Here is a 21,183-nt window from a genome sequence, read left to right as displayed (position 1 = left end):
CGCATCCGCACCAGCCTAGCCACCCGACGGCCCGGGACGCGGCGATCAACCGGGTGGCGAAGCACCCCTGGGCATCGGGTATTGTTTACGTCGTTGCCGGGGAGCACCGCCGAAAGGGGGTGCGAACGGCAGCGATCCCTGGCGGTGTGCCCGAGCGGCCAAAGGGAGCAGACTGTAAATCTGCCGGCTCAGCCTTCCCAGGTTCGAATCCTGGCGCCGCCACACGGAGGAAACCCCCTCCGATCAGGTTGAATCACCTGGTCGGAGGGGGTTTCTCATTGTGCCCCCGGGGACGCCCAAGCTCGCCGCACTCCTGCGGAGCAGCCTCGATCGGCTCATTGGCGCGGTGCTGCACCTCCGGCCCGCACCTGCAAGCGAGCGGTCGAGTCCCTTCAGCCCGTGGCTTGCTGACACACCGCAGGGGGAGGACCTCGTCGACCCTTGCCGCTCCGTAGGGCAACTGAGGGTGGTCAGTGCCGGGCCTTGATCTCATCGAGCGATTCTTCGACCGGGCCCGCCAAGACGTCGATCAAACCGTAGCGGCTCCCTACCGCGCGGGTCGTCTCCGCGGAGAACGTACGGTTTTCCTCACCCACCGGCGCGATGACCGGCGACACGTCTACGCCATGTACACCAAAGCGCCAATAGATGGTAACACGTCGCTTTTTTCTCGTGTATCGATCGATCGCATTGTTTTCTTGCATCTCAGCTGTTTGGATGATGGTGTCGTTGTCTCTCTGGCCTCCCTTCACCCATTGAGGCACAGCAACGCCTTGCCAGGAATACTTAGGGACTCCGAATTGCTGCATGACGAGCCGGTCTTTGCGTGCCAGGCTCAAGTCGGCGTAAAACGTCAGCCTGTCGAAACTCGTGTTGCTGGGGAGCTGAACAATGGTCCGCGTGACTGACTCGTAGTTCGCCTCTACCCAATTCCCGGAAGGAATCCATGGCTGCGCCGCCACCAGCTTGCCCGGCTGGTAGACATCTCTGCGGGTAAGTGGGTGCTTCTCTCGGTATTTAGCCCATTGCTGGGCGTCCTCTCGCCACCTCCCTCGGGCCAGGTCTTTCGGGCTCACCTTCACGACCTCCCCCATGGCATGGAACTCGGCACCCAGCACGTAGAAGCCCATATCGCTGTGATTCATGAGCTTGATGTCGACCGGCACGGAAAACACCTTGCGGTCCGCGCTGAGTACTGCCTTCCCGACGTTCAGCTGCACGAGAGGGGTGGCCTCGCTCCGGTACGGCTGGAAAATGTACTGGTAGCCAAAATTGGCGACCGCTACGAACGTTGAGACGATGAGTGCCGCGGCCACCCGCCTCGGAGTGGGGATCTCATCCAGTCTTCGCCATACCAGGACGACGGCGGACAGCGAACTCACGCTGAGAACAATGGTCAGTACTTTGAAGCTGGCCTTCTCTCCGTCGTTCCATGTCTGTAATGCGAGCAAGACGTTGGTCAACAACGCCACGCCGGTACTGATAAGTGCGGTCACTCCGAAGTTGGAACTGGGCCCGCGGGCCCAACAGTCCACGACCGCGGCGACACCCACGACCATGACGAGAGCCGCCACCATGAGGGCCGCTCCGGTGACGCACCCCGCGAAAGTCAGAGCCTCTTTGAAGTCCTTGAATCCACACCAGCCCACGGGCAGCGCCGTCAGGAGCAGGACCAGCACAACCCATGCCACTTCCGCCCGCGAGCATGGGCATCCCTTCAGGCCTCTTCGCATCATCACGTGCGAGCCGGAGTGGGCCCCTGGGGCGGACCCTGAGGAAGTCGTCACGTGATCACCTCATGGCTACGAACGGAATTCGAGCACGATGCTCCGATGGATCCAGGCGGTGTTCCGAGTGATACACGCGGTCACTACACATATTCCGCCGGAATCACTACACGCATTCCGCCGGTCGGCCCACCCGTCGTGCGCCGAGCTGCCCGTTCCGCGCTATTGGGTTTAGCTCGCTCACCGAGTCAGGGCCCTCCTGGCCGGAGCGCGCGGAGACGGCTCCGTCACGTTGTGCTGTCGGCGCCGGATCCGGGGGTGGGCCCGCTGTCGCGTTCCGCTTCCGCGGGACTAGAATCGAACGTGTGAACGATGACCGTCCGCTGACGCGTCTCGACATGCTGCGCTTCGCCCGCCGTGTCGTCGAACACCAGGCTGCCCGGCAACTCGCGCTCATGGACCGCTGGATCGCGGACGAGGAGCGCCGGGAGGCCGGACGGCGGCGCCGGCCGGCCATCCGGCGGCCCGCCGGGGACTGGGCCGTCGAGCGCGGCCTGAACGGCCGCAGCACGATGTACGTCCACGCCGGCGGCTGCACCGCCGCCGGTGGACGGGCGAAGGCCGTGGACCGCGACCAGGCGGTGCGCGCACTCACCGAGGAAGGGGTACCCGCGTGCCCGCTGTGCCGGCCGGACACCGCGCTGGGAATTCTCGAATGACCGGCCCGGGTGCGGTCCCGGACGGTCCGGATGATGCTGGAGCCATGGCAGGGAAACGTCCGATCATCGTGCACCTGCCGTCCCCGACCGGCGGTCGCCGGGTCCGGGTGGACGGCGAGATCCTCGGCCTCGCGCACAACGTGCGGGACCTGGTGGAGTTCCTGCGCCGGGCGGGGCTGGAGATCGAACCGGAAGAGGTGGCCGACTCACCGCTGATCGACTGGCGTGGAGTGGGGCCCGACCGGTGGGAGGCGGAGAGCCGGACGTGACGGGCGGGGACGGGACGGTGCCGCGGGCCCGCGCGCGTGCGCGCCTGCGGCCCGTTCCGGGCACACTGACGCACATGTCGTCCCGACGCAGAACCTGTCCCGTGTGTCACCGCGAGATCGCCGTCGTCGCGGGCCGTTTCGCGCGGCACGACCCGCCCGGGGCACGGGGGAGCACCGACCTCGTCTCCTGCGCCGGCTCCCGGCAGCCGGCGCAACTCGGAGCGCTTCAGCCGTCGTTGGACGGGTACGTCCTGCCGGACTTCCCCGGCCAGCTGCCGTTGTTCTGACGCCGCGCGCAGCCGAGACGGTACGGCCGACGCCCGTCGGTCCGCCGTCGCCCCGGCGAGGCGCGCCGGGTGTCAGTTCCCGGCGACCGACTTCACCGCGACCGACACCGGCGTCGAACCGCCGACCAGCTCCAGCGTGAGCCCGGTCGTCGCCGGGGTGTCCACCAGCTCCGCCAGGACGGCCGCCACGTCGTCCCGCGGGACCGCGCCGCGACCCGTGTGCGCCTCCAGCCGGACCAGCCCGGTGCCCGCGTCGTCCGTCAGCGCACCCGGGCGCAGGATCGTCCAGTCGAGCGTCTCCTGCCGGGCGACGTACGCGTCGGCCTCGCCCTTGGCCCGCAGATAGACGTCGAAGACCTCGTCGCCCCGGTGCGCGGGGTCCGCACCCATCGAGGACACCACCACGAAGCGGCGTACCCGCGCGCGTACCGCCGCGTCCGCGAACAGCACCGCCGCGCCCCTGTCCACGGTGTCCTTGCGGTTCGTACCGCTGCCCGGGCCGGCACCTGCCGCGAAGACCGCCGCGTCCGCCCCCTGGAGGTGTGCCGCGACCTCCTCCACGGAGGCCGACTCCAGGTCCAGCAGCACCGGTTCGGCACCGGCCGCCCGCAGGTCGTCACCCTGCTCGGCCCTGCGGATGATGCCCGCCACCTGCTCTCCGCGCGCGGAGAGCAGCCGCTCCAGCCGCAACGCGATCTGACCATGACCACCAGCAATGACAATGCGCATGATTCCGACCGTACGCCCGAGGAGACGCATCCGCCGCACGAGTGGACCGGCGGCCGCGGAGCGCGCCGGACGCACGCGCGCGGGAAGGTTCAGGACGGCTCGCCGCGCCCCTGCCGCGGCAGCCCCAGCTCCGCCGTCGCCGCCGAGTCGCAGTACTCGCGCACCGCGCTCGTCCGCGCCACCACCCGGCCCCGGTGCACCACGATCCGGCTGTAGGCCAGGGAGAGGGCGCCGGCCAGGCGGTCCCCGCGGACGGCGAGGAGTTCGGCGGGGAAGCCCGCCTCCACACGGACCTCGGGCAGGCCCAGGGCCGTACGGGCCGAGGCGCACACGGTGTCGTAGGCGTCCTGCGGGCGCAGACCGTGGGCGGAGGCGAGGAGGTAGGCGGCCTCCAAGGGGTCGCCGCGGCCCACGGGGTTGGACTCATCGCGCAGGGCGCCGCTGCCGGCCGCCACCCGCACCCCGGCCGCGCGCAGCAGCCGTACCGGGGCCGTGCCGCGCCGCTCGGCGCTGCCGCAGCCGCCCTGGGGCAGGCACACCACCGTCAGGCCGGCCGCGGCGAGTTGGTCGGCGGCCCGGCGGGCGGCCTCGACGGGCAGCCGGGCGAGTCCGGCACAGGGCCCGATCGCGACGCCGGGGCGCAGCCCGCCCGCCATCGCCGCGAGCCGGGACAGCCGGGCCGGGTCGGTGACGTCGGTGTGCAGGTCCACCGGACAGCCGTGTTCGGAGGCGACCTCCAGGACCGCCTCCACGTAGCCGGTGGGGTCGGGGTCCAGGTCCGGGCAGCCGCCCACGACGGAGGCGCCCATCTTCACGGCGTCCCGCAGCACCGCGAGCCCGTCGGCGCCGGCCACGCCGGTCAGCAACCGGGGCACCGCCACCGCCGTCAGCTCCGCGAGCCCGCGCAGTGAGCGCCGCGCCCGCAGCACCGCGCCCAGGGCGCCGAGCCCCTGGACGTCGCCCACGCGCACGTGCGCGCGCACCGCCGTCGCCCCGTGGCCGAGTTGGAGGAGGGCGGCCTCCGTCACCCGGCGCTGGACGTCCTCGGGGGCGTACGAGACCGGGCCGGGGCGCTCGGCGGTCAGGGCGGTGTCGCCGTGGGCGTGCGGCTCGGCCGGCGCCGGCAGCAGCAGGTAGCCGCTCAGGTCGACGCGCGCGGTGGCCGCACGGGCGGTGCCCAGGGCGAGGCTGCCGGTCGTGCCGACCGCCTCGATGCGCCCGCCGCCCAGCCGTACGTCCACGGTCCGGCCGTCGGTGAGCCGGGCGCCGCTGAGCAGGAGGGTGCCCTGGTCGCAAGGGCCGGAGGAGCCCGGTGAGTTCGACGGCGGGTGCGGCTGCGGCTGGCTGTCGGGCATCGCGCTCCAGGGTGGGGGCCGGGGGCTCGGTCGGACCGGGGGGCGGGGGATCCCGGGCCGGGCACGGCCCAAGATCACGTGGAGTGGGTCGAGCCTAGGGCGGCCAACCGCGCGGGACGCGTAGGAGCGCAATAGTCGTACCGGCGTGGTCCGCCCCGGGTGGTACGGGTGTCGCCCGCCCGGGTGCCCGGCCTCCCGGCCGGTCGCGCCGCGGGCTCCGCGCGGCCTCCACCGGGGGCGGGGGAGGCCGGTGGGAGCCCCGGGAAGCGGGCCGCGGTGGGCGGGCGGAGACGGATTTGGGTGAACGGCGGCGGACCGTGTAATGTCTTCATCGCTCGCCCCAATAGCTCAGTCGGCAGAGCGTCTCCATGGTAAGGAGAAGGTCAACGGTTCGATTCCGTTTTGGGGCTCTGGTGTGAGAGGTTCCCGTCGCGAGGCGGGGGCTGATCTCATCAAAGCGGTGTAGCTCAGTCGGTAGAGCAAGCGGCTCATAATCGCTGTGTCACCGGTTCAAGTCCGGTCACCGCTACTGACAGTAGCCGATTGCGGGGTCGGTCCTTCGATCGGCTACTCTTTCTTGCGTTGAACCAGTCCATCCGTTCGTCTTAGGAGCACTCACGTGGCTGCCACCGACGTCCGCCCGAAGATCACGCTGGCCTGCGTGGAGTGCAAGGAGCGGAACTACATCACCAAGAAGAACCGGCGTAACAACCCGGATCGTATGGAGATGAAGAAGCACTGCCCGCGTTGCAATGCGCACACCGCGCACCGCGAAACGCGATAAAAACAGGCTCGTCCGTGAGGCCGTCCCCTTCCGAGGGGGCGGCCTCACGGCGTTTTCCCACCGGCACGGCAGCCAGCCCCGCCCCCGCCCGGCCCCCTTGCGCGTCGTCCGGCCGGTTTCCGGTTAATTTGGGGCCGGCACAGCAGACATCAGGAGGTGCGGGCCATGGCGCTCGACCAGTCCTTCGTGGGGCGGACGTACCCGCCCACCGAGCCCTACGAGGTGGGCCGGGAGAAGATCCGCGAGTTCGCCGAGGCGGTGGGCGAGACCAACCCGGCGTACACCGACCCCGAGGCCGCCAAGGCGCTCGGGCACCCGGACGTGATCGCCCCGCCGACGTTCGTGTTCTCCATCACGTTCCGGGCCGCCGGGCAGGTCGTCCAGGACCCGCAGCTCGGGCTGGACTACAGCCGCGTGGTGCACGGCGACCAGAAGTTCGCCTACGCCCGCCCGGTGCGCGCCGGCGACCGGCTCACGGTCACCTCCACCATCGAGGCGATCAAGACCATGGCGGGCAACGACATCCTGGACGTCCGTGGCGAGGTGCGCGACGAGACCGGCGAACACGTCGTCACCGCCTGGACCAAGCTCGTGGCCCGCGCGGCCGAGGAGGCGTGAGGACACGATGACGGCGAAGATCGCGTACGACGATGTAGAGGTCGGCACCGAGCTGCCCGCGCAGAGCTTCCCCGTGACCCGCGCCACGCTCGTGCGCTACGCGGGTGCCTCCGGGGACTTCAACCCGATCCACTGGAACGAGCGGTTCGCCAAGGAGGTGGGCCTGCCGGACGTCATCGCGCACGGCATGTTCACCATGGCCGAGGCGATCCGCGTGGTCACCGACTGGACCGGGGACCCCGGCGCGGTCGTGGAGTACGGCGTCCGCTTCACCAAGCCCGTCGTCGTCCCCGACGACGACCGGGGCGCCCTCATCGAGGTGAGCGCCAAGGTCGCGGCCAAGCTGGACGACAACACCGTGCGCGTCGACCTGCTCGCCATGAGCGGTGGCCAGAAGGTGCTGGGCATGTCCCGGGCGGTCGTACGGCTGGCCTGACGGCCACGGTGCGCGCGGGCGAGGGGCGTCCTCCCGCACGGGGCGCCCCTCAGGCGTACCCCGCTGTGTACCCCGCGCGCGGGACGACGCCCGCGGAGGCGTCCGTCACCGGGCCGGCGGGCGTCTCGTAGTCTTGGGCCCGTGCAGGTACTCCACGACGCCCCCCTCGCCCCGCTGACCACCTTCCGGCTGGGCGGTCCCGCGACGCGACTGCTGACCGCCACGACCGACGCCGAGGTGATCGCCGCCGTCCGCGAGGCCGACGAGAGCGGCACCCCGCTGCTGGTGATCGGCGGCGGCTCGAACCTGGTCATCGGCGACAAGGGCTTCGACGGCACCGCCCTGCGCATCGCCACGCGCGGTGTCGAACTGCGCGGCACGACCCTGGAGCTGGCGGCCGGCGAGGTCTGGACCGACGCCGTGGCCCGCACGGTCGAGGCCCAACTCGCCGGGATCGAGTGCCTGGCCGGCATCCCCGGCTCCGCGGGCGCCACGCCCGTACAGAACGTGGGCGCCTACGGCCAGGAGGTCTCCTCGACGATCACCGAGGTGATCGCCTACGACCGCCGCGCCGGCGAGAGCGTCACCCTCGCCAACGAGGAGTGCGCGTTCTCCTACCGCCACAGCCGCTTCAAGGCCGACCCCGAGCGCTACGTCGTGCTCCGGGTCCGCTTCGAGCTGGAGGACGCCGGCGGGCTGTCCGCGCCGGTGAAGTACGCCGAGGCGGCCCGCGCGCTCGGGGTCGAGCCCGGCGACCGGGTGCCGCTGGCCGATGCCCGCGAGACCGTGCTGAAGCTGCGCGCGGGCAAGGGCATGGTGCTGGACGCCGAGGACCACGACACCTGGTCGGCCGGCTCCTTCTTCACCAACCCGATCCTCGACCATGAGCAGTTCGCCGCGTTCCACGCGCGCGTGCGCGAGCGGCTGGGCGACGGCGTCGAGCCGCCCGCCTACCCCGCGGGCGAGGGCCGTACGAAGACGTCCGCGGCCTGGCTGATCGACCGGGCGGGCTTCACCAAGGGCTACGGCACCGGGCCCGCCCGCATCTCCACCAAGCACACCCTCGCGCTCACCAACCGGGGCGACGCCACCACCGAGGACCTGCTGGCCCTCGCCCGCGAGGTGGTCGCCGGTGTCCGTGAGGCGTTCGGCGTCACGCTGGTCAACGAGCCGGTGACGGTCGGCGTCGACCTGTAGCCGCACCCGGCTCCCGGGCCCGCCCCGGCTCCCGGGCCCGCCCCGGCTCCCGGGCCCGCCCCGGCCCCGGTCCCGTCCCGGGCCTCAGTCCGCCGGGCCGGTCAGCCAGTCGTCCACACCGGCCAGCAGTCGCGCCTTGACGTCCGCCGGGGCGGCCGAGCCCCGTACCGACTGCCGGGCCAGCTCCGCGATCTCCGCGTCCGTGAAACCGTGCGCGTGGCGCGCGATCTCGTACTGGGCGGCCAGCCGGGAGCCGAACAACAGCGGGTCGTCGGCGCCCAGCGCCATCGGGACGCCCGCCTCGAAGAGCGTGCGCAGCGGGACGTCCTCCGGCTTCTCGTACACACCGAGCGCCACGTTGGAGGCGGGGCACACCTCGCAGGTCACCCCCCGGTCGGCCAGCCGCTTCAACAGCCGCGGGTCCTCGGCGGCGCGCACGCCGTGCCCGATCCGCTCGGCGTGCAGGTCGTCCAGGCAGTCCCGGACGGAGGCCGGGCCGGTCAGCTCGCCGCCGTGCGGCGCCGACAGCAGGCCGCCCTCGCGCGCGATGTGGAAGGCGCGGTCGAAGTCCCGCGCCAGGCCCCGCCGCTCGTCGTTGGAGAGCCCGAAGCCGACCACGCCCCGGTCCGCGTACCGCACCGCGAGCCGCGCCAGGGTGCGGGCGTCCAGCGGGTGCTTCATGCGGTTGGCGGCGACCAGCACACGGATGCCGATACCGGTGTCGCGGGCGGCGGTGTCCACCGCGTCCAGGATGATCTCCAGGGTCGGGATCAGACCGCCCAGCCGGGTCGCGTACGACGTCGGGTCCACCTGGATCTCCAGCCAGCCCGAGCCGTCCCTCAGATCCTCCTCGGCGGCCTCCCGTACCAGCCGCTGGATGTCCTCGGGCTCGCGCACGCAGGACCGGGCCGCGTCGTACAGCCGCTGGAAACGGAACCAGCCCCGCTCGTCGGTGGCACGCAGCTTCGGTGGTTCCCCGGTGGTGAGGGCGTCCGCCAGCGTCTCGGGCAGACGCACCCCGTATTTGTCGGCCAGTTCCAGAACCGTCCCCGGCCGCATCGAGCCGGTGAAGTGCAGGTGCAGATGGGCCTTCGGCAGCTCAGAGAGATCACGTACACGCTCCATTCCCAGATCCTGCCGTATGTCCCGCCCGTCCCGGTAGCCGTTTCCCCTTTCGTGGTCTTGCCCGCACACGCGAACGGGCCGCCTCCCCGGAGGAAGACGGCCCGCACGCGCGCGCGTGGCGGCCGGGAACTAGTCCCGCGCCTCCGCCAGCAGCTTCTGGATCCGGCTCACGCCCTCGACGAGGTCCTCGTCGCCGAGCGCGTACGACAGCCGCAGGTAACCCGGGGTGCCGAAGGCCTCGCCCGGGACGACCGCGACCTCGGCCTCCTCCAGGATCAGCGCGGCCAGCTCGACCGTGTCCTTCGGGCGCTTGCCGCGGATCTCCTTGCCGAGCAGGCCCTTGACCGACGGGTAGGCGTAGAAGGCGCCCTCGGGCTCCGGGCAGACGACGCCGTCGATCTCGTTGAGCATGCGCACGACGGTCCGGCGGCGCCGGTCGAAGGCCTCGCGCATCTGGGCCACGGCCTCCAGACCGCCGGAGACGGCGGCCAGCGCGGCCACCTGGGCCACGTTGGAGACGTTGGAGGTGGCGTGCGACTGGAGGTTGGTCGCGGCCTTGACCACGTCCTTCGGGCCGATGACCCAGCCCACGCGCCAGCCGGTCATGGCGTACGTCTTCGCCACCCCGTTGACCACGACGCACTTGTCGCGCAGTTCCGGCAGGAGCGCCGGCAGCGACACGGAGACGGCGTCGCCGTAGACCAGGTGCTCGTAGATCTCGTCGGTCAGCACCCACAGGCCGTGCTCGACGGCCCAGCGGCCGATCGCCTCGGTCTCGGCCTCGGAGTACACCGCGCCGGTCGGGTTGGACGGGGAGACGAACAGGACGACCTTCGTCCGCTCCGTGCGCGCCGCCTCCAGCTGCTCGACCGAGACCCGGTAGCCCGTCGTCTCGTCGGCGACGACCTCGACCGGGACACCGCCGGCCAGCCGGATCGACTCCGGGTACGTCGTCCAGTACGGCGCCGGGACGATGACCTCGTCACCCGGGTCGAGGATGGCGGCGAACGCCTCGTAGATGGCCTGCTTGCCGCCGTTGGTGACGAGGATCTGCGAGACGTCGGGCTCCCAGCCGGAGTCGCGCAGCGTCTTCGCGGCGATCGCGGCCTTCAGCTCGGGCAGCCCGCCGGCCGGCGTGTAGCGGTGGTACTTGGGGTTCTTGCACGCCTCGACGGCCGCCTCGACGATGTAGTCGGGAGTCGGGAAGTCGGGCTCGCCGGCGCCGAAGCCGATCACCGGACGTCCGGCGGCCTTCAGGGCCTTGGCCTTGGCGTCCACCGCGAGGGTGGCGGACTCGGAGATCGCGCCGACGCGGGCGGAGACCCGGCGCTCGGTGGGAGGGGTTGCAGCGCTCATGCGGCCCATCGTTCCAGACCGGAAATGTCCCCGGCACACGGGTTTCACAGACTGAACAGCCAGGGGTCGAGTCGTGAACACGGGTCCGAATCCGGTCCCCGGCCAGGACGATCTTCAGCCAGGGGCTCCCGGACGGGTGCTTATCGTTCGACGCCGGGCCCCGGACCACGTACACTCTCACCTCGTTGGCCTTCAGCAGCACGTTCCAGCCGGTGCACACCGAGCACCCGGCCGGATGCGGTACGTTGGTGGGCACACAAAGGGTCGTAGCTCAATTGGTAGAGCACTGGTCTCCAAAACCAGCGGTTGGGGGTTCAAGTCCCTCCGGCCCTGCTACACACACCGCCAGGATGTGTGCGCATGTACGTCAGGCAATGCACCGCCGTGCGGCTCAGAAACCGGGCGCGGCACGGCCACGACCCGGGATCAGGTGAGGATTATGACGGACGCCGTGGGCTCCATCGACACGCCTGATGCCCAGGACGAGGTGCCTGAGTCCAAGAAGGCCCGCAAGGGCGGCAAGCGCGCCAAGAAGGGCCCGCTGAAGCGCCTGGCCACCTTCTACCGCCAGATCGTCGCGGAACTCCGCAAGGTCGTCTGGCCGTCACGCAACCAGCTGACGTCGTACACCACCGTGGTGATCTTCTTCGTCGCCATCATGATCGCGCTGGTGACCGTGATTGACTATGGGCTCAACCACGCGGCCAAGTACGTTTTCGGCTGAGCCAAAAGCGAAGGGCGCCGTGGTACCGGCGCCCGTTTTCGCATGTTCCACCCCTATGTATCCAGGAAGAAGCAGCCATCGTGTCTGACCCGAACCTGAACGACGCCATCGAGCCGGACAAGTCGGTGGATGACGAACTCGACATCGTCGAGGGCGCGGACGAACAGGACGAGTTCGAGGCTGCCGAGGCCGAGTCGGGCGAGCCGGCCGAAGAGGCCGCTCTGCACGTCGAGGACGAAGACGGCGAGGCCGGTGACGACGCCGAAGACGCCGACGAGGCCGAGAACGCGGACGAGGCCGGTGAGGACGACGCCGACGCGGAGGCCGTCGAGGAGGAGCCGGCCGCGCCGGTCGACCCCGTCCAGGCCCTGCGCGAGGAGCTGCGCTCCCTGCCCGGCGAGTGGTACGTGATCCACACCTACGCCGGCTACGAGAACCGCGTGAAGACCAACCTGGAGCAGCGCGCCGTCTCGCTGAACGTCGAGGACTACATCTTCCAGGCCGAGGTGCCGCAGGAAGAGGTCGTCCAGATCAAGAACGGCGACCGCAAGACGATCAAGCAGAACAAGCTGCCTGGTTACGTCCTGGTCCGCATGGACCTCACCAACGAGTCCTGGGGCGTCGTCCGCAACACCCCCGGCGTCACCGGCTTCGTCGGCAACGCCTACGACCCGTACCCGCTGACCCTGGACGAGATCGTCAAGATGCTCGCCCCGGAGGCCGAGGAGAAGGCCGCCCGCGAGGCCGCCGAGGCCGAGGGCAAGCCCGCCCCGCAGCGCAAGGTCGAGGTCCAGGTGCTGGACTTCGAGGTCGGCGACTCGGTCACCGTCACCGACGGTCCGTTCGCCACCCTCCAGGCGACCATCAACGAGATCAACCCCGACTCGAAGAAGGTCAAGGGCCTCGTGGAGATCTTCGGCCGCGAGACGCCGGTCGAGCTGTCCTTCGACCAGATCCAGAAGAACTGAGCATCGCCCCGAGGGCGCCCCACCGGTGACAACCGGGCCGGGGCGCCCTCTCGGCGTGTGCGGCCACGCCGGCCCCGCGGTGACACGACATCGGGTGGTACGCGCCGGAGGCGGGCCGCGCCGCTCGCCCGCCGGACAGCCGCCGCGGGCCGTCTGACCTGGACGATTTCTTGTCCCGAGGGGACAGCGGCTATCGTTGTGCGGTATGCCATCTGCGGGATCGTGCACGGCATTGATCCGGATGACGCGGATGGCAGTCAACCTCTCAGCAAGGACCCGGAGAGAGCATGCCTCCCAAGAAGAAGAAGGTCACGGGGCTTATCAAGCTCCAGATCAACGCCGGTGCGGCGAACCCGGCCCCGCCGGTCGGCCCCGCGCTGGGCCAGCACGGCGTCAACATCATGGAGTTCTGCAAGGCCTACAACGCCGCGACCGAGTCGCAGCGTGGCTGGGTGATCCCGGTGGAGATCACGGTCTACGAGGACCGCACCTTCACCTTCATCACCAAGACTCCGCCGGCCGCGAAGATGATCCTCAAGGCCGCTGGTGTCGAGAAGGGCTCCGGCGAGCCGCACAAGACCAAGGTCGCCAAGATCACCCAGGCGCAGGTCCGCGAGATCGCCGAGACCAAGATGCCCGACCTGAACGCCAACGACCTGGACGCCGCGTCGAAGATCATCGCCGGCACCGCCCGCTCCATGGGCATCACGGTCGAGGGCTGATCCCCACCCCAGCAGTCATGCGGCCGTAGCCGGTCGCACGTGGCAGGGCCTGCTCGGCCCAGGGACCACGACTCCTTTCAGAACACACAGGAGCAAGTTGTGAGCAAGCGCAGCAAGGCTCTCCGCGCTGCGGACGCCAAGATCGACCGGGAGAAGCTGTACGCCCCGCTCGAGGCCGTCCGTCTCGCCAAGGAGACCTCCACGACCAAGTTCGACGGCACCGTCGAGGTCGCCTTCCGTCTGGGTGTCGACCCGCGCAAGGCCGACCAGATGGTCCGTGGCACCGTGAACCTTCCGCACGGCACCGGTAAGACCGCCCGGGTCCTGGTCTTCGCGACCGGTGACCGTGCCGAGGCCGCGCGTGCCGCGGGCGCCGACATCGTCGGCGCCGACGAGCTGATCGACGAGGTGGCGAAGGGCCGTCTGGACTTCGACGCCGTCGTCGCCACCCCGGACCTCATGGGCAAGGTCGGCCGCCTCGGCCGCGTCCTCGGCCCGCGTGGTCTGATGCCGAACCCGAAGACCGGCACCGTGACCCCGGACACCGCCAAGGCCGTGACCGAGATCAAGGGCGGCAAGATCGAGTTCCGCGTCGACAAGCACTCGAACCTGCACTTCATCATCGGCAAGACGTCGTTCGACGACACCAAGCTGGTGGAGAACTACGGCGCCGCGCTGGAGGAGATCCTCCGTCTGAAGCCGTCCGCCGCCAAGGGTCGCTACATCAAGAAGGCCGCGATCAGCAGCACGATCGGCCCCGGCATCCCGGTCGACCCGAACCGCACCCGCAACCTCCTCGTCGAGGAGGACCCGGCCGCCGTCTGAGCCCTCCGCTCAGCCCGGTAGCCGCGTCAGGTACGCGTAAGAAAAGGGCGGACCCTGCAACCTTCCAGGTGCGGGGTCCGTCCTTTCTTCGTACGACCTTTCGCACGACTGTCAGTGGCCTGGGTTACGGTGCAGGCACAGGACTCCAACAGGGGCGGGACCAGATGAACAGCACGACCGTGCGCCGGATGACCCTTTCCATCGCGGTGGTTGCCGCACTGACCGGAGTGGCCGCCTGCGGCTCCTCCTCGGACAAGGGCGGGGGTGACGCGGCCGGCAAGAGCGTGACGCACCTCAGTCCCATAGCCGCCCTGCGCACCGCCGAGAAGTCCACCGACAAGGCCGACTCGGCCAAGGTGCGCTCCACCACCTCCGTCGGCAAGCTCATGGCGATGACCGCGAACGGCGCGCTGACCTGGTCCGGTGGCCTCAAGGGCAACCTCACCATCACCTACACCGGCGGCCAGATGGCCGAGATGATGAAGAAGGCCGGCACCTCCTCGATGGAGGCCCGGTACCTGCCGGACGCGTACTACGCGCACATGAGCGACGCCTACGCCCAGCAGACGGGCGGCAAGCACTGGCTGAAGTACTCGTACGACGACCTCGCCAAGCTCGGCGGCGCCTCGGGTTCGTACATGAAGGACCAGATCCAGAACGCGACGCCCAACCAGTCCGTGAAGATGCTGCTGGCCTCCGGTGACGTGAAGAAGGCCGGCCAGGAGACCGTCGCCGGCGTCCACACCACGCACTACTCGGGCAAGGTGGACGTCGCCGCCCTCGCCGGCAAGAGCAGCGACCTCAGCGCCGACCAGCTGTCGGCCCTGAAGAAGCAGCTCACCCAGGCGGGCGTCACCACCGAGACCGTCGACCTGTGGATCAACGACGACAACCTGCTCGTCAAGAAGACCGAGAAGGCCGACACCGCCAACGGTCCGATGACGAACACCACATACTTCAGCGACTACGGCGTGAAGGTCACCGCCGAGGCGCCTCCGGCGGGCGACACCAAGGACTTCGCCGACCTCCTGAAGTCCGGCACCGCCACGGGAGGCACCGCCACGGGCGGCACCGGCTCCTGACCGACGCCCCGACGGGCGGACCCGGCCCACCCCAGGTCCGCCCGGGCCCTCACGGCCCCACCAGGTCGCGGAAGCCCACTCCCGGGCCCCGGCGACTCCGCGAGCCCCCGCCGGCACCCTGCGGACCGAGCCGCCCCGGAAAACCGCACCGCCGCGCTTCGAGCCCCGGCTCCCGGAAGCCAGAGCCGGCCTCCCGGGACACCCCGGCCCGAAGCGGCGCGCCGCCCGCCGCCCCGGAACCGGCAGTCCGCGCTGCTGACGCCCTCCGGGCGCAGTGCCTCGGCGGCCCGCGGTCACCACGCTTCCGGGACACCCGCGCAGAGATCTCGCGCCGCGCTCGTGTGGCAGGTCGTCCGGGTCCCACCCGGAACCGGCGGGCCGCGCCGTCAGGGCTTCCGGCCCACCTGGCGCCGCGCCCCCCGTAACCACCCCTTTGGTGTCCGTTCTGTCGGGGCAACCCGATGCCGGACCCTGCCCAGTGCCACAGCCGCTGTCGGCCCCCGGCTCCGGGGGTCCGCGCTGCCGTTTCGGGCCGACCGGTCTCGGGAGTGCGCACCGGCGCCCAACGGCTACCCGGGCCCGCGGGTCCAGGCCGTCGACCTCCCCGTCACGCCCGGCTCCAGGCCCCCGTGACGCGATTCCGCCCCCCGCCCCCTACCCGGCCCGGGTGTCCGCGCTGCCGACCCTTCAGGGCCGTGCCGACTCGGGGAAGTCCGGGCACCGCACCCCGGCCCCGCCCGGCAGGGCCCCGTGCCGGCCAAGGCCCCCGGAGGGACGGCGTTGGCGGGGTGAAGGGGGCGATTTGCTCGGGGGCGTGTCGGTCCCGTACTCTCATGGAGAAGCCAAAGACCGCTGGTCGTTGCCGTGCGCTCGAATGAGGGTGCGGTGGCCGAAGGATCCGCTGAAAAGTGGACGACCCGCGCAGGTGACCGTGGAAGAACTCCTGGAGCACGCGCCAACGTGTGTGCCTCTGGTCGAGTCCGCCCCGTGCGCCTGCGCCGGGGCGTTTCGTTTCCCCAGTCCTCCTTCGGGTCCGCGCGGTCAGAATCACCCGGAAGGAGGCCGAGGCTCTATGGCGAGGCCCGACAAGGCTGCCGCAGTGGCCGAGTTGACGGAGCAGTTCCGCAACTCCAACGCTGCCGTGCTTACCGAGTACCGCGGTCTCACCGTGGCGCAGCTCAAGAACCTGCGCCGGTCGCTCGGTGAGAACGCCCAGTACGCCGTGGTGAAGAACACGCTGACCAAGATTGCGGCCAACGAGGCCGGGATCACGACGCTGGACGACCTGTTCAACGGTCCGACGGCTGTCGCCTTCGTCACCGGTGACCCGGTGGAGTCGGCGAAGGGTCTCCGTGACTTCGCCAAGGACAACCCCAATCTCGTCATCAAGGGCGGTGTCCTTGACGGCAAGGCGCTGTCCGCCGACGAGATCAAGAAGCTTGCGGACCTCGAGTCCCGCGAGGTTCTGCTCAGCAAGCTGGCCGGTGCCTTCAAGGCGAAGCAGTCCCAGGCTGCCTCCGTCTTCCAGGCGCTGCCGTCGAAGCTCGTCCGCACCGTGGACGCGCTTCGCGCCAAGCAGGCCGAGCAGGGCGGTGCCGAGTAACTCGGCTCGCTTTCTGACCCGCACCACCGGCGCGGGTCGCAGCGGGCCGACGTACGCCCGCCTTATCCAGTACATCCGGCACCTGCCGATTTGAGTGGAAGGACCGCCACCATGGCGAAGCTCACCCAGGACGAGCTGCTTGCTCAGTTCGAGGAGATGACCCTCATCGAGCTCTCCGAGTTCGTGAAGGCCTTCGAGGACAAGTTCGACGTCACCGCCGCCGCTGCCGCGCCGGTCGTCGTCGCCGGCGGTGCCGCTGGTGGCGCCGCTGCCGAGGCCGAGGAGGAGAAGGACGAGTTCGACGTCATCCTCACCGGCGCCGGCGACAAGAAGATCCAGGTCATCAAGGTCGTGCGTGAGCTGACCTCCCTGGGTCTGAAGGAGGCCAAGGACCTCGTGGACGGCGCCCCGAAGCCCGTCCTCGAGAAGGTCGCCAAGGACGCCGCCGAGAAGGCCGCCGAGTCCCTCAAGGGCGCCGGCGCCTCCGTCGAGGTCAAGTAACACCCTTCGGGTCCACCGGATCCGAACACACGCCGCACGCGGTCTCCCGGGGCGCTGAAACCAGTGGCCCGGAGGCTGTAACGCGAACGTACCGAAGAGCGATCATCCATCCGGGTGGTCGCTCTTCGGCGTATGCGGGGGAGCGGTCCGCGGTTACCTTGAACTCGCTACGGCGGGGGGTATGGTGATCTTCGTCGTGTCTCCGGACGGCCGGCTTCCGGCTGGGGGGCCTTGACGAACCGCACGCAGCGCGCAATTCTCAGGACGCGTCGTCACAAGGATCCGAATCCGAGGCATGGATCGACGGCGAAGAGGGCAGTATCAACGTGCGTTGAGGGCAGGATGCCGAGGGCGCTGACGACGACGAGGGTGACGACAACGAGGGTCTGTGAAAACCCGCATTGGACATCAGTGTGCCAAGTGGCTACACTGACCCTTTGCGCTGCCTGTTAGCTGTCCCCTGCCCGTCACCAGGGGTCTGCCCTCTCTTGAGCACAGTCGACCAGAGCCCCCCGACCTGGGGTTTCCGTCTCTGTGCACGGAGAGGGACCGGTACGCGCGTAGTGAGTCCGAGCCCTCGGAAGGACCCCCTCTTGGCCGCCTCGCGCACTGCCTCGACCGCGAATACGAACAACGGCGCCAGCACCGCCCCGCTGCGCATTTCCTTTGCAAAGATCAAGGAGCCCCTCGAGGTTCCGAACCTTCTCGCGCTGCAAACCGAGAGCTTCGACTGGCTGCTCGGCAACGACGCCTGGAAGGCTCGCGTCGAGGCGGCTCTGGAGTCCGGTCAGGACGTCCCCACCAAGTCCGGCCTCGAGGAGATCTTCGAGGAGATCTCGCCGATCGAGGACTTCTCCGGGTCGATGTCGCTGACGTTCCGCGACCACCGCTTCGAGCCTCCCAAGAACTCCATCGACGAGTGCAAGGAGCGCGACTTCACGTACGCCGCCCCGCTCTTCGTCACGGCCGAGTTCACCAACAACGAGACCGGCGAGATCAAGTCCCAGACGGTCTTCATGGGCGACTTCCCGCTCATGACCAACAAGGGCACCTTCGTCATCAACGGCACCGAGCGTGTCGTGGTGTCCCAGCTGGTCCGTTCCCCCGGTGTCTACTTCGACTCCAGCATCGACAAGACGTCCGACAAGGACATCTTCTCCGCCAAGATCATCCCGTCCCGGGGTGCCTGGCTGGAGATGGAGATCGACAAGCGCGACATGGTCGGTGTCCGCATCGACCGCAAGCGCAAGCAGTCGGTCACCGTGCTGCTCAAGGCGCTCGGCTGGACGACCGAGCAGATCCTCGAGGAGTTCGGCGAGTACGAGTCGATGCGCGCCACCCTGGAGAAGGACCACACCCAGGGCCAGGACGACGCGCTGCTCGACATCTACCGCAAGCTGCGTCCGGGCGAGCCCCCCACGCGTGAGGCCGCGCAGACGCTGCTCGAGAACCTCTACTTCAACCCCAAGCGCTACGACCTCGCCAAGGTCGGCCGCTACAAGGTCAACAAGAAGCTGGGCGCGGACGCCCCGCTCGACGCCGGCATCCTGACCGTCGAGGACATCATCTCGACGATCAAGTACCTGGTGCAGCTGCACGCCGGCGAGACCGAGACCACCGGTGACAACGGTGACTCGATCGTCGTCGAGACCGACGACATCGACCACTTCGGCAACCGTCGTCTGCGCAGCGTCGGCGAGCTCATCCAGAACCAGGTCCGCACGGGCCTGGCGCGGATGGAGCGCGTCGTCCGCGAGCGCATGACGACCCAGGACGTCGAGGCGATCACGCCGCAGACCCTGATCAACATCCGGCCGGTCGTCGCCTCCATCAAGGAGTTCTTCGGCACCAGCCAGCTGTCGCAGTTCATGGACCAGAACAACCCGCTGTCGGGTCTCACCCACAAGCGTCGCCTGTCGGCGCTCGGTCCGGGTGGTCTCTCCCGTGAGCGGGCCGGCTTCGAGGTCCGTGACGTGCACCCCTCGCACTACGGCCGCATGTGCCCGATCGAGACGCCCGAAGGCCCGAACATCGGTCTGATCGGCTCGCTCGCCTCCTACGGCCGGGTCAACGCGTTCGGTTTCGTCGAGACCCCGTACCGCAAGGTCATCGACGGCCAGGTCACCGACGACGTCGACTACCTGACCGCCGACGAGGAGGACCGCTTCGTCATCGCGCAGGCCAACGCCACGCTCGGTGACGACATGCGGTTCGCCGAGGCCCGCGTGCTGGTCCGCCGCCGCGGCGGCGAGGTCGACTACGTCGGCCCCGAGGACGTGGACTACATGGACGTCTCGCCGCGCCAGATGGTGTCGGTCGCGACCGCCATGATCCCCTTCCTGGAGCACGACGACGCCAACCGTGCCCTCATGGGCGCGAACATGATGCGCCAGGCCGTGCCGCTCATCAAGTCCGAGTCCCCGCTCGTCGGCACCGGCATGGAGTACCGCTCCGCCGTCGACGCCGGCGACGTGGTCAAGGCGGAGAAGGCGGGTGTGGTCCAGGAGGTCTCCGCGGACTACATCACCACCGCCAACGACGACGGCACGTACATCACGTACCGCCTGGCCAAGTTCGCCCGCTCCAACCAGGGCACCTCGGTCAACCAGAAGGTCATCGTCAACGAGGGCGACCGGATCGTCGAGGGCCAGGTCCTGGCCGACGGCCCGGCCACCGAGAACGGCGAGATGGCCCTCGGCAAGAACCTGCTCGTGGCGTTCATGCCGTGGGAGGGTCACAACTACGAGGACGCGATCATCCTGTCGCAGCGCCTCGTGCAGGACGACGTCCTCTCCTCGATCCACATCGAGGAGCACGAGGTCGACGCCCGTGACACCAAGCTCGGCCCCGAGGAGATCACCCGGGACATCCCGAACGTCTCGGAGGAGGTCCTCGCCGACCTCGACGAGCGCGGCATCATCCGCATCGGTGCCGAGGTCGTCGCCGGTGACATCCTCGTCGGCAAGGTCACGCCCAAGGGTGAGACCGAGCTGACCCCGGAGGAGCGCCTGCTGCGCGCGATCTTCGGTGAGAAGGCCCGTGAGGTCCGTGACACCTCGCTGAAGGTGCCGCACGGCGAGATCGGCAAGGTCATCGGTGTGCGCCTCTTCGACCGCGAGGAGGGCGACGAGCTGCCGCCGGGCGTGAACCAGCTGGTCCGCGTCTACGTCGCGCAGAAGCGCAAGATCACCGACGGTGACAAGCTCGCCGGCCGGCACGGCAACAAGGGTGTCATCTCCAAGATCCTGCCGATCGAGGACATGCCGTTCCTGGAGGACGGCACCCCGGTCGACATCATCCTGAACCCGCTGGGCGTGCCGTCCCGAATGAACCCGGGACAGGTCCTGGAGATCCACCTCGGCTGGCTCGCCAGCCGCGGCTGGGACGTCTCCGGTCTCGCCGACGAGTGGGCGCAGCGCCTCCAGGTGATCGGCGCCGACCAGGTCGACCCCGGCACCAACGTGGCCACCCCGGTCTTCGACGGTGCCCGCGAGGACGAGCTGGCGGGTCTGCTCCAGCACACCATCCCGAACCGGGACGGCGAGCGCATGGTGCTCCCGACCGGCAAGGCGCGGCTGTTCGACGGCCGCAGCGGTGAGCCGTTCCCGGACCCGATCTCGGTCGGCTACATGTACATCCTGAAGCTGCACCACCTGGTCGACGACAAGCTGCACGCGCGCTCGACCGGTCCGTACTCGATGATCACCCAGCAGCCGCTGGGTGGTAAGGCCCAGTTCGGTGGCCAGCGGTTCGGTGAGATGGAGGTGTGGGCACTCGAGGCCTACGGCGCCGCGTACGCCCTCCAGGAGCTGCTGACCATCAAGTCCGACGACGTCACCGGACGTGTGAAGGTCTACGAGGCCATCGTCAAGGGCGAGAACATCCCGGAACCCGGCATTCCCGAGTCCTTCAAGGTGCTCATCAAGGAAATGCAGTCCCTGTGCCTCAACGTGGAGGTGCTGTCCTCGGACGGCATGTCCATCGAGATGCGCGACACCGACGAGGACGTCTTCCGCGCTGCGGAGGAGCTCGGTATCGACCTGTCCCGGCGCGAGCCGAGCAGCGTCGAAGAGGTCTGACGGGAGTCCGGCGGGGCCCTCACCCACAGGGCCCCGCCGACCCCCAGGCCCCCGTTTCAGACCACAGACTTAACAAC

At 69.6% G+C, this 21,183-nt stretch carries 20 protein-coding genes and 4 tRNA genes; 19 read left to right on the top strand and 5 right to left on the bottom strand.

What is annotated here, in order from left to right; translation table 11 throughout:
* Positions 1-140: 140 nt before the first annotated feature.
* A tRNA-Tyr gene (locus ACIQVT_RS28190) sits at positions 141-222 on the top strand.
* 248 nt (positions 223-470) lie between these two features.
* Here the strand turns inward: ACIQVT_RS28190 and ACIQVT_RS28185 are convergent.
* The gene (locus ACIQVT_RS28185; RefSeq protein WP_403759882.1) at positions 471-1,679 is read right to left on the bottom strand and encodes a hypothetical protein; all 1,209 of its coding nucleotides are present in this window, start codon (positions 1,677-1,679) and stop codon (positions 471-473) included.
* 413 nt (positions 1,680-2,092) lie between these two features.
* On the opposite strand from ACIQVT_RS28185, the gene ACIQVT_RS28180 reads away from it, so the two are divergent.
* The 3 genes from ACIQVT_RS28180 (at position 2,093) to ACIQVT_RS28170 (ending at position 3,002) form a co-directional block, all read left to right on the top strand.
* Positions 2,093-2,446 carry a DUF6233 domain-containing protein gene (locus tag ACIQVT_RS28180; RefSeq protein WP_403759879.1) on the top strand — a complete coding sequence of 118 codons (354 nt, stop codon included), beginning with the start codon at positions 2,093-2,095 and terminating at the stop codon, positions 2,444-2,446.
* Positions 2,447-2,490: 44 nt separating this feature from the next.
* Positions 2,491-2,715, top strand: coding sequence for a hypothetical protein (locus ACIQVT_RS28175; protein ID WP_403759877.1), 225 nt, complete (start codon positions 2,491-2,493; stop codon positions 2,713-2,715).
* Positions 2,716-2,789: 74 nt separating this feature from the next.
* The gene (locus ACIQVT_RS28170; protein ID WP_403759874.1) at positions 2,790-3,002 is read left to right on the top strand and encodes a hypothetical protein; all 213 of its coding nucleotides are present in this window, start codon (positions 2,790-2,792) and stop codon (positions 3,000-3,002) included.
* Positions 3,003-3,074: 72 nt separating this feature from the next.
* Here the strand turns inward: ACIQVT_RS28170 and ACIQVT_RS28165 are convergent, their stop codons facing one another.
* Both ACIQVT_RS28165 and ACIQVT_RS28160 read right to left on the bottom strand, forming a co-directional pair.
* A complete protein-coding gene (locus tag ACIQVT_RS28165) occupies positions 3,075-3,731 on the bottom strand; it encodes an NAD(P)H-binding protein (protein WP_403759871.1) in 657 nt (218 codons plus the stop codon).
* An 89-nt stretch (positions 3,732-3,820) separates the two neighbouring features.
* Positions 3,821-5,086 carry an amidohydrolase family protein gene (locus ACIQVT_RS28160; protein WP_403759868.1) on the bottom strand — a complete coding sequence of 422 codons (1,266 nt, stop codon included), beginning with the start codon at positions 5,084-5,086 and terminating at the stop codon, positions 3,821-3,823.
* A gap of 337 nt (positions 5,087-5,423) precedes the next feature.
* Here ACIQVT_RS28160 and ACIQVT_RS28155 point away from each other — a divergent pair.
* The 6 genes from ACIQVT_RS28155 to ACIQVT_RS28130 all read left to right on the top strand — a co-directional run bounded on the left by ACIQVT_RS28155 (position 5,424) and on the right by ACIQVT_RS28130 (position 8,121).
* Positions 5,424-5,496 (top strand) — tRNA-Thr (locus ACIQVT_RS28155).
* A gap of 46 nt (positions 5,497-5,542) precedes the next feature.
* Positions 5,543-5,615 (top strand) — tRNA-Met (locus tag ACIQVT_RS28150).
* A 90-nt stretch (positions 5,616-5,705) separates the two neighbouring features.
* A complete protein-coding gene (gene rpmG / locus ACIQVT_RS28145; protein WP_018834916.1) occupies positions 5,706-5,870 on the top strand; it encodes a 50S ribosomal protein L33 in 165 nt (54 codons plus the stop codon).
* Between the two features lie 165 nt (positions 5,871-6,035).
* The gene (locus ACIQVT_RS28140) at positions 6,036-6,488 is read left to right on the top strand and encodes a MaoC family dehydratase N-terminal domain-containing protein (protein WP_403759865.1); all 453 of its coding nucleotides are present in this window, start codon (positions 6,036-6,038) and stop codon (positions 6,486-6,488) included.
* Between the two features lie 7 nt (positions 6,489-6,495).
* A complete protein-coding gene (locus ACIQVT_RS28135; RefSeq protein ID WP_403759862.1) occupies positions 6,496-6,924 on the top strand; it encodes a MaoC family dehydratase in 429 nt (142 codons plus the stop codon).
* Positions 6,925-7,065: 141 nt separating this feature from the next.
* Positions 7,066-8,121 (top strand): UDP-N-acetylmuramate dehydrogenase, encoded by a 1,056-nt coding sequence (locus ACIQVT_RS28130; RefSeq protein WP_403759859.1) that lies wholly within the window; start codon positions 7,066-7,068, stop codon positions 8,119-8,121.
* A gap of 84 nt (positions 8,122-8,205) precedes the next feature.
* Here ACIQVT_RS28130 and ACIQVT_RS28125 read toward each other — a convergent pair whose 3' ends face one another.
* On the bottom strand, positions 8,206-9,246 hold the full coding sequence (locus ACIQVT_RS28125) for an adenosine deaminase (RefSeq protein ID WP_403759856.1): 1,041 nt from the start codon (positions 9,244-9,246) through the stop codon (positions 8,206-8,208).
* A gap of 129 nt (positions 9,247-9,375) precedes the next feature.
* Positions 9,376-10,602 (bottom strand): pyridoxal phosphate-dependent aminotransferase, encoded by a 1,227-nt coding sequence (locus ACIQVT_RS28120; RefSeq protein WP_403759853.1) that lies wholly within the window; start codon positions 10,600-10,602, stop codon positions 9,376-9,378.
* A gap of 260 nt (positions 10,603-10,862) precedes the next feature.
* Between ACIQVT_RS28120 and ACIQVT_RS28115 the strand changes: the two genes are divergently transcribed.
* The 9 genes from ACIQVT_RS28115 to rpoB all read left to right on the top strand — a co-directional run bounded on the left by ACIQVT_RS28115 (position 10,863) and on the right by rpoB (position 21,106).
* Positions 10,863-10,935 (top strand) — tRNA-Trp (locus tag ACIQVT_RS28115).
* Positions 10,936-11,041: 106 nt separating this feature from the next.
* Positions 11,042-11,326 carry a preprotein translocase subunit SecE gene (gene secE, locus ACIQVT_RS28110; protein WP_121787390.1) on the top strand — a complete coding sequence of 95 codons (285 nt, stop codon included), beginning with the start codon at positions 11,042-11,044 and terminating at the stop codon, positions 11,324-11,326.
* Between the two features lie 80 nt (positions 11,327-11,406).
* The gene (nusG, locus tag ACIQVT_RS28105; RefSeq protein WP_403759848.1) at positions 11,407-12,294 is read left to right on the top strand and encodes a transcription termination/antitermination protein NusG; all 888 of its coding nucleotides are present in this window, start codon (positions 11,407-11,409) and stop codon (positions 12,292-12,294) included.
* Between the two features lie 287 nt (positions 12,295-12,581).
* The gene (gene rplK / locus ACIQVT_RS28100; RefSeq protein ID WP_403759845.1) at positions 12,582-13,016 is read left to right on the top strand and encodes a 50S ribosomal protein L11; all 435 of its coding nucleotides are present in this window, start codon (positions 12,582-12,584) and stop codon (positions 13,014-13,016) included.
* A gap of 99 nt (positions 13,017-13,115) precedes the next feature.
* On the top strand, positions 13,116-13,841 hold the full coding sequence (gene rplA, locus ACIQVT_RS28095) for a 50S ribosomal protein L1 (RefSeq protein WP_403759842.1): 726 nt from the start codon (positions 13,116-13,118) through the stop codon (positions 13,839-13,841).
* A gap of 164 nt (positions 13,842-14,005) precedes the next feature.
* Entirely contained in the window at positions 14,006-14,923 is a 918-nt protein-coding gene (locus tag ACIQVT_RS28090; RefSeq protein ID WP_403759839.1) for a hypothetical protein, read from the top strand.
* 1,072 nt (positions 14,924-15,995) lie between these two features.
* Entirely contained in the window at positions 15,996-16,526 is a 531-nt protein-coding gene (rplJ, locus tag ACIQVT_RS28085; protein ID WP_392200533.1) for a 50S ribosomal protein L10, read from the top strand.
* 111 nt (positions 16,527-16,637) lie between these two features.
* Positions 16,638-17,027 (top strand): 50S ribosomal protein L7/L12, encoded by a 390-nt coding sequence (gene rplL, locus ACIQVT_RS28080; protein WP_403759835.1) that lies wholly within the window; start codon positions 16,638-16,640, stop codon positions 17,025-17,027.
* Between the two features lie 593 nt (positions 17,028-17,620).
* Entirely contained in the window at positions 17,621-21,106 is a 3,486-nt protein-coding gene (gene rpoB / locus ACIQVT_RS28075) for a DNA-directed RNA polymerase subunit beta (RefSeq protein WP_403759832.1), read from the top strand.
* The last annotated feature ends 77 nt before the right edge of the window (positions 21,107-21,183 follow it).

Source organism: Streptomyces sp. NPDC100445 (assembly GCF_044759735.1).
Taxonomy (GTDB): Bacteria; Actinomycetota; Actinomycetes; order Streptomycetales; family Streptomycetaceae; genus Streptomyces.
Note: the sequence above shows the minus strand (reverse complement) of the source record. Positions and strands in the feature narration are given on the sequence as shown.

Coding starts and splice junctions, on each gene's coding strand:
- ACIQVT_RS28165 (WP_403759871.1), bottom strand. CDS start 3,731: ATGCGCATTGTCATTGCTGGTGGTCATGGTCAGATCGCGTTGCGGCTG.
- ACIQVT_RS28125 (WP_403759856.1), bottom strand. CDS start 9,246: ATGGAGCGTGTACGTGATCTCTCTGAGCTGCCGAAGGCCCATCTGCAC.
- ACIQVT_RS28160 (WP_403759868.1), bottom strand. CDS start 5,086: ATGCCCGACAGCCAGCCGCAGCCGCACCCGCCGTCGAACTCACCGGGC.
- ACIQVT_RS28140 (WP_403759865.1), top strand. CDS start 6,036: ATGGCGCTCGACCAGTCCTTCGTGGGGCGGACGTACCCGCCCACCGAG.
- secE (WP_121787390.1), top strand. CDS start 11,042: ATGACGGACGCCGTGGGCTCCATCGACACGCCTGATGCCCAGGACGAG.
- ACIQVT_RS28120 (WP_403759853.1), bottom strand. CDS start 10,602: ATGAGCGCTGCAACCCCTCCCACCGAGCGCCGGGTCTCCGCCCGCGTC.
- rplK (WP_403759845.1), top strand. CDS start 12,582: ATGCCTCCCAAGAAGAAGAAGGTCACGGGGCTTATCAAGCTCCAGATC.
- ACIQVT_RS28175 (WP_403759877.1), top strand. CDS start 2,491: ATGGCAGGGAAACGTCCGATCATCGTGCACCTGCCGTCCCCGACCGGC.
- ACIQVT_RS28170 (WP_403759874.1), top strand. CDS start 2,790: ATGTCGTCCCGACGCAGAACCTGTCCCGTGTGTCACCGCGAGATCGCC.
- ACIQVT_RS28090 (WP_403759839.1), top strand. CDS start 14,006: ATGAACAGCACGACCGTGCGCCGGATGACCCTTTCCATCGCGGTGGTT.
- rplJ (WP_392200533.1), top strand. CDS start 15,996: ATGGCGAGGCCCGACAAGGCTGCCGCAGTGGCCGAGTTGACGGAGCAG.
- ACIQVT_RS28135 (WP_403759862.1), top strand. CDS start 6,496: ATGACGGCGAAGATCGCGTACGACGATGTAGAGGTCGGCACCGAGCTG.
- rplL (WP_403759835.1), top strand. CDS start 16,638: ATGGCGAAGCTCACCCAGGACGAGCTGCTTGCTCAGTTCGAGGAGATG.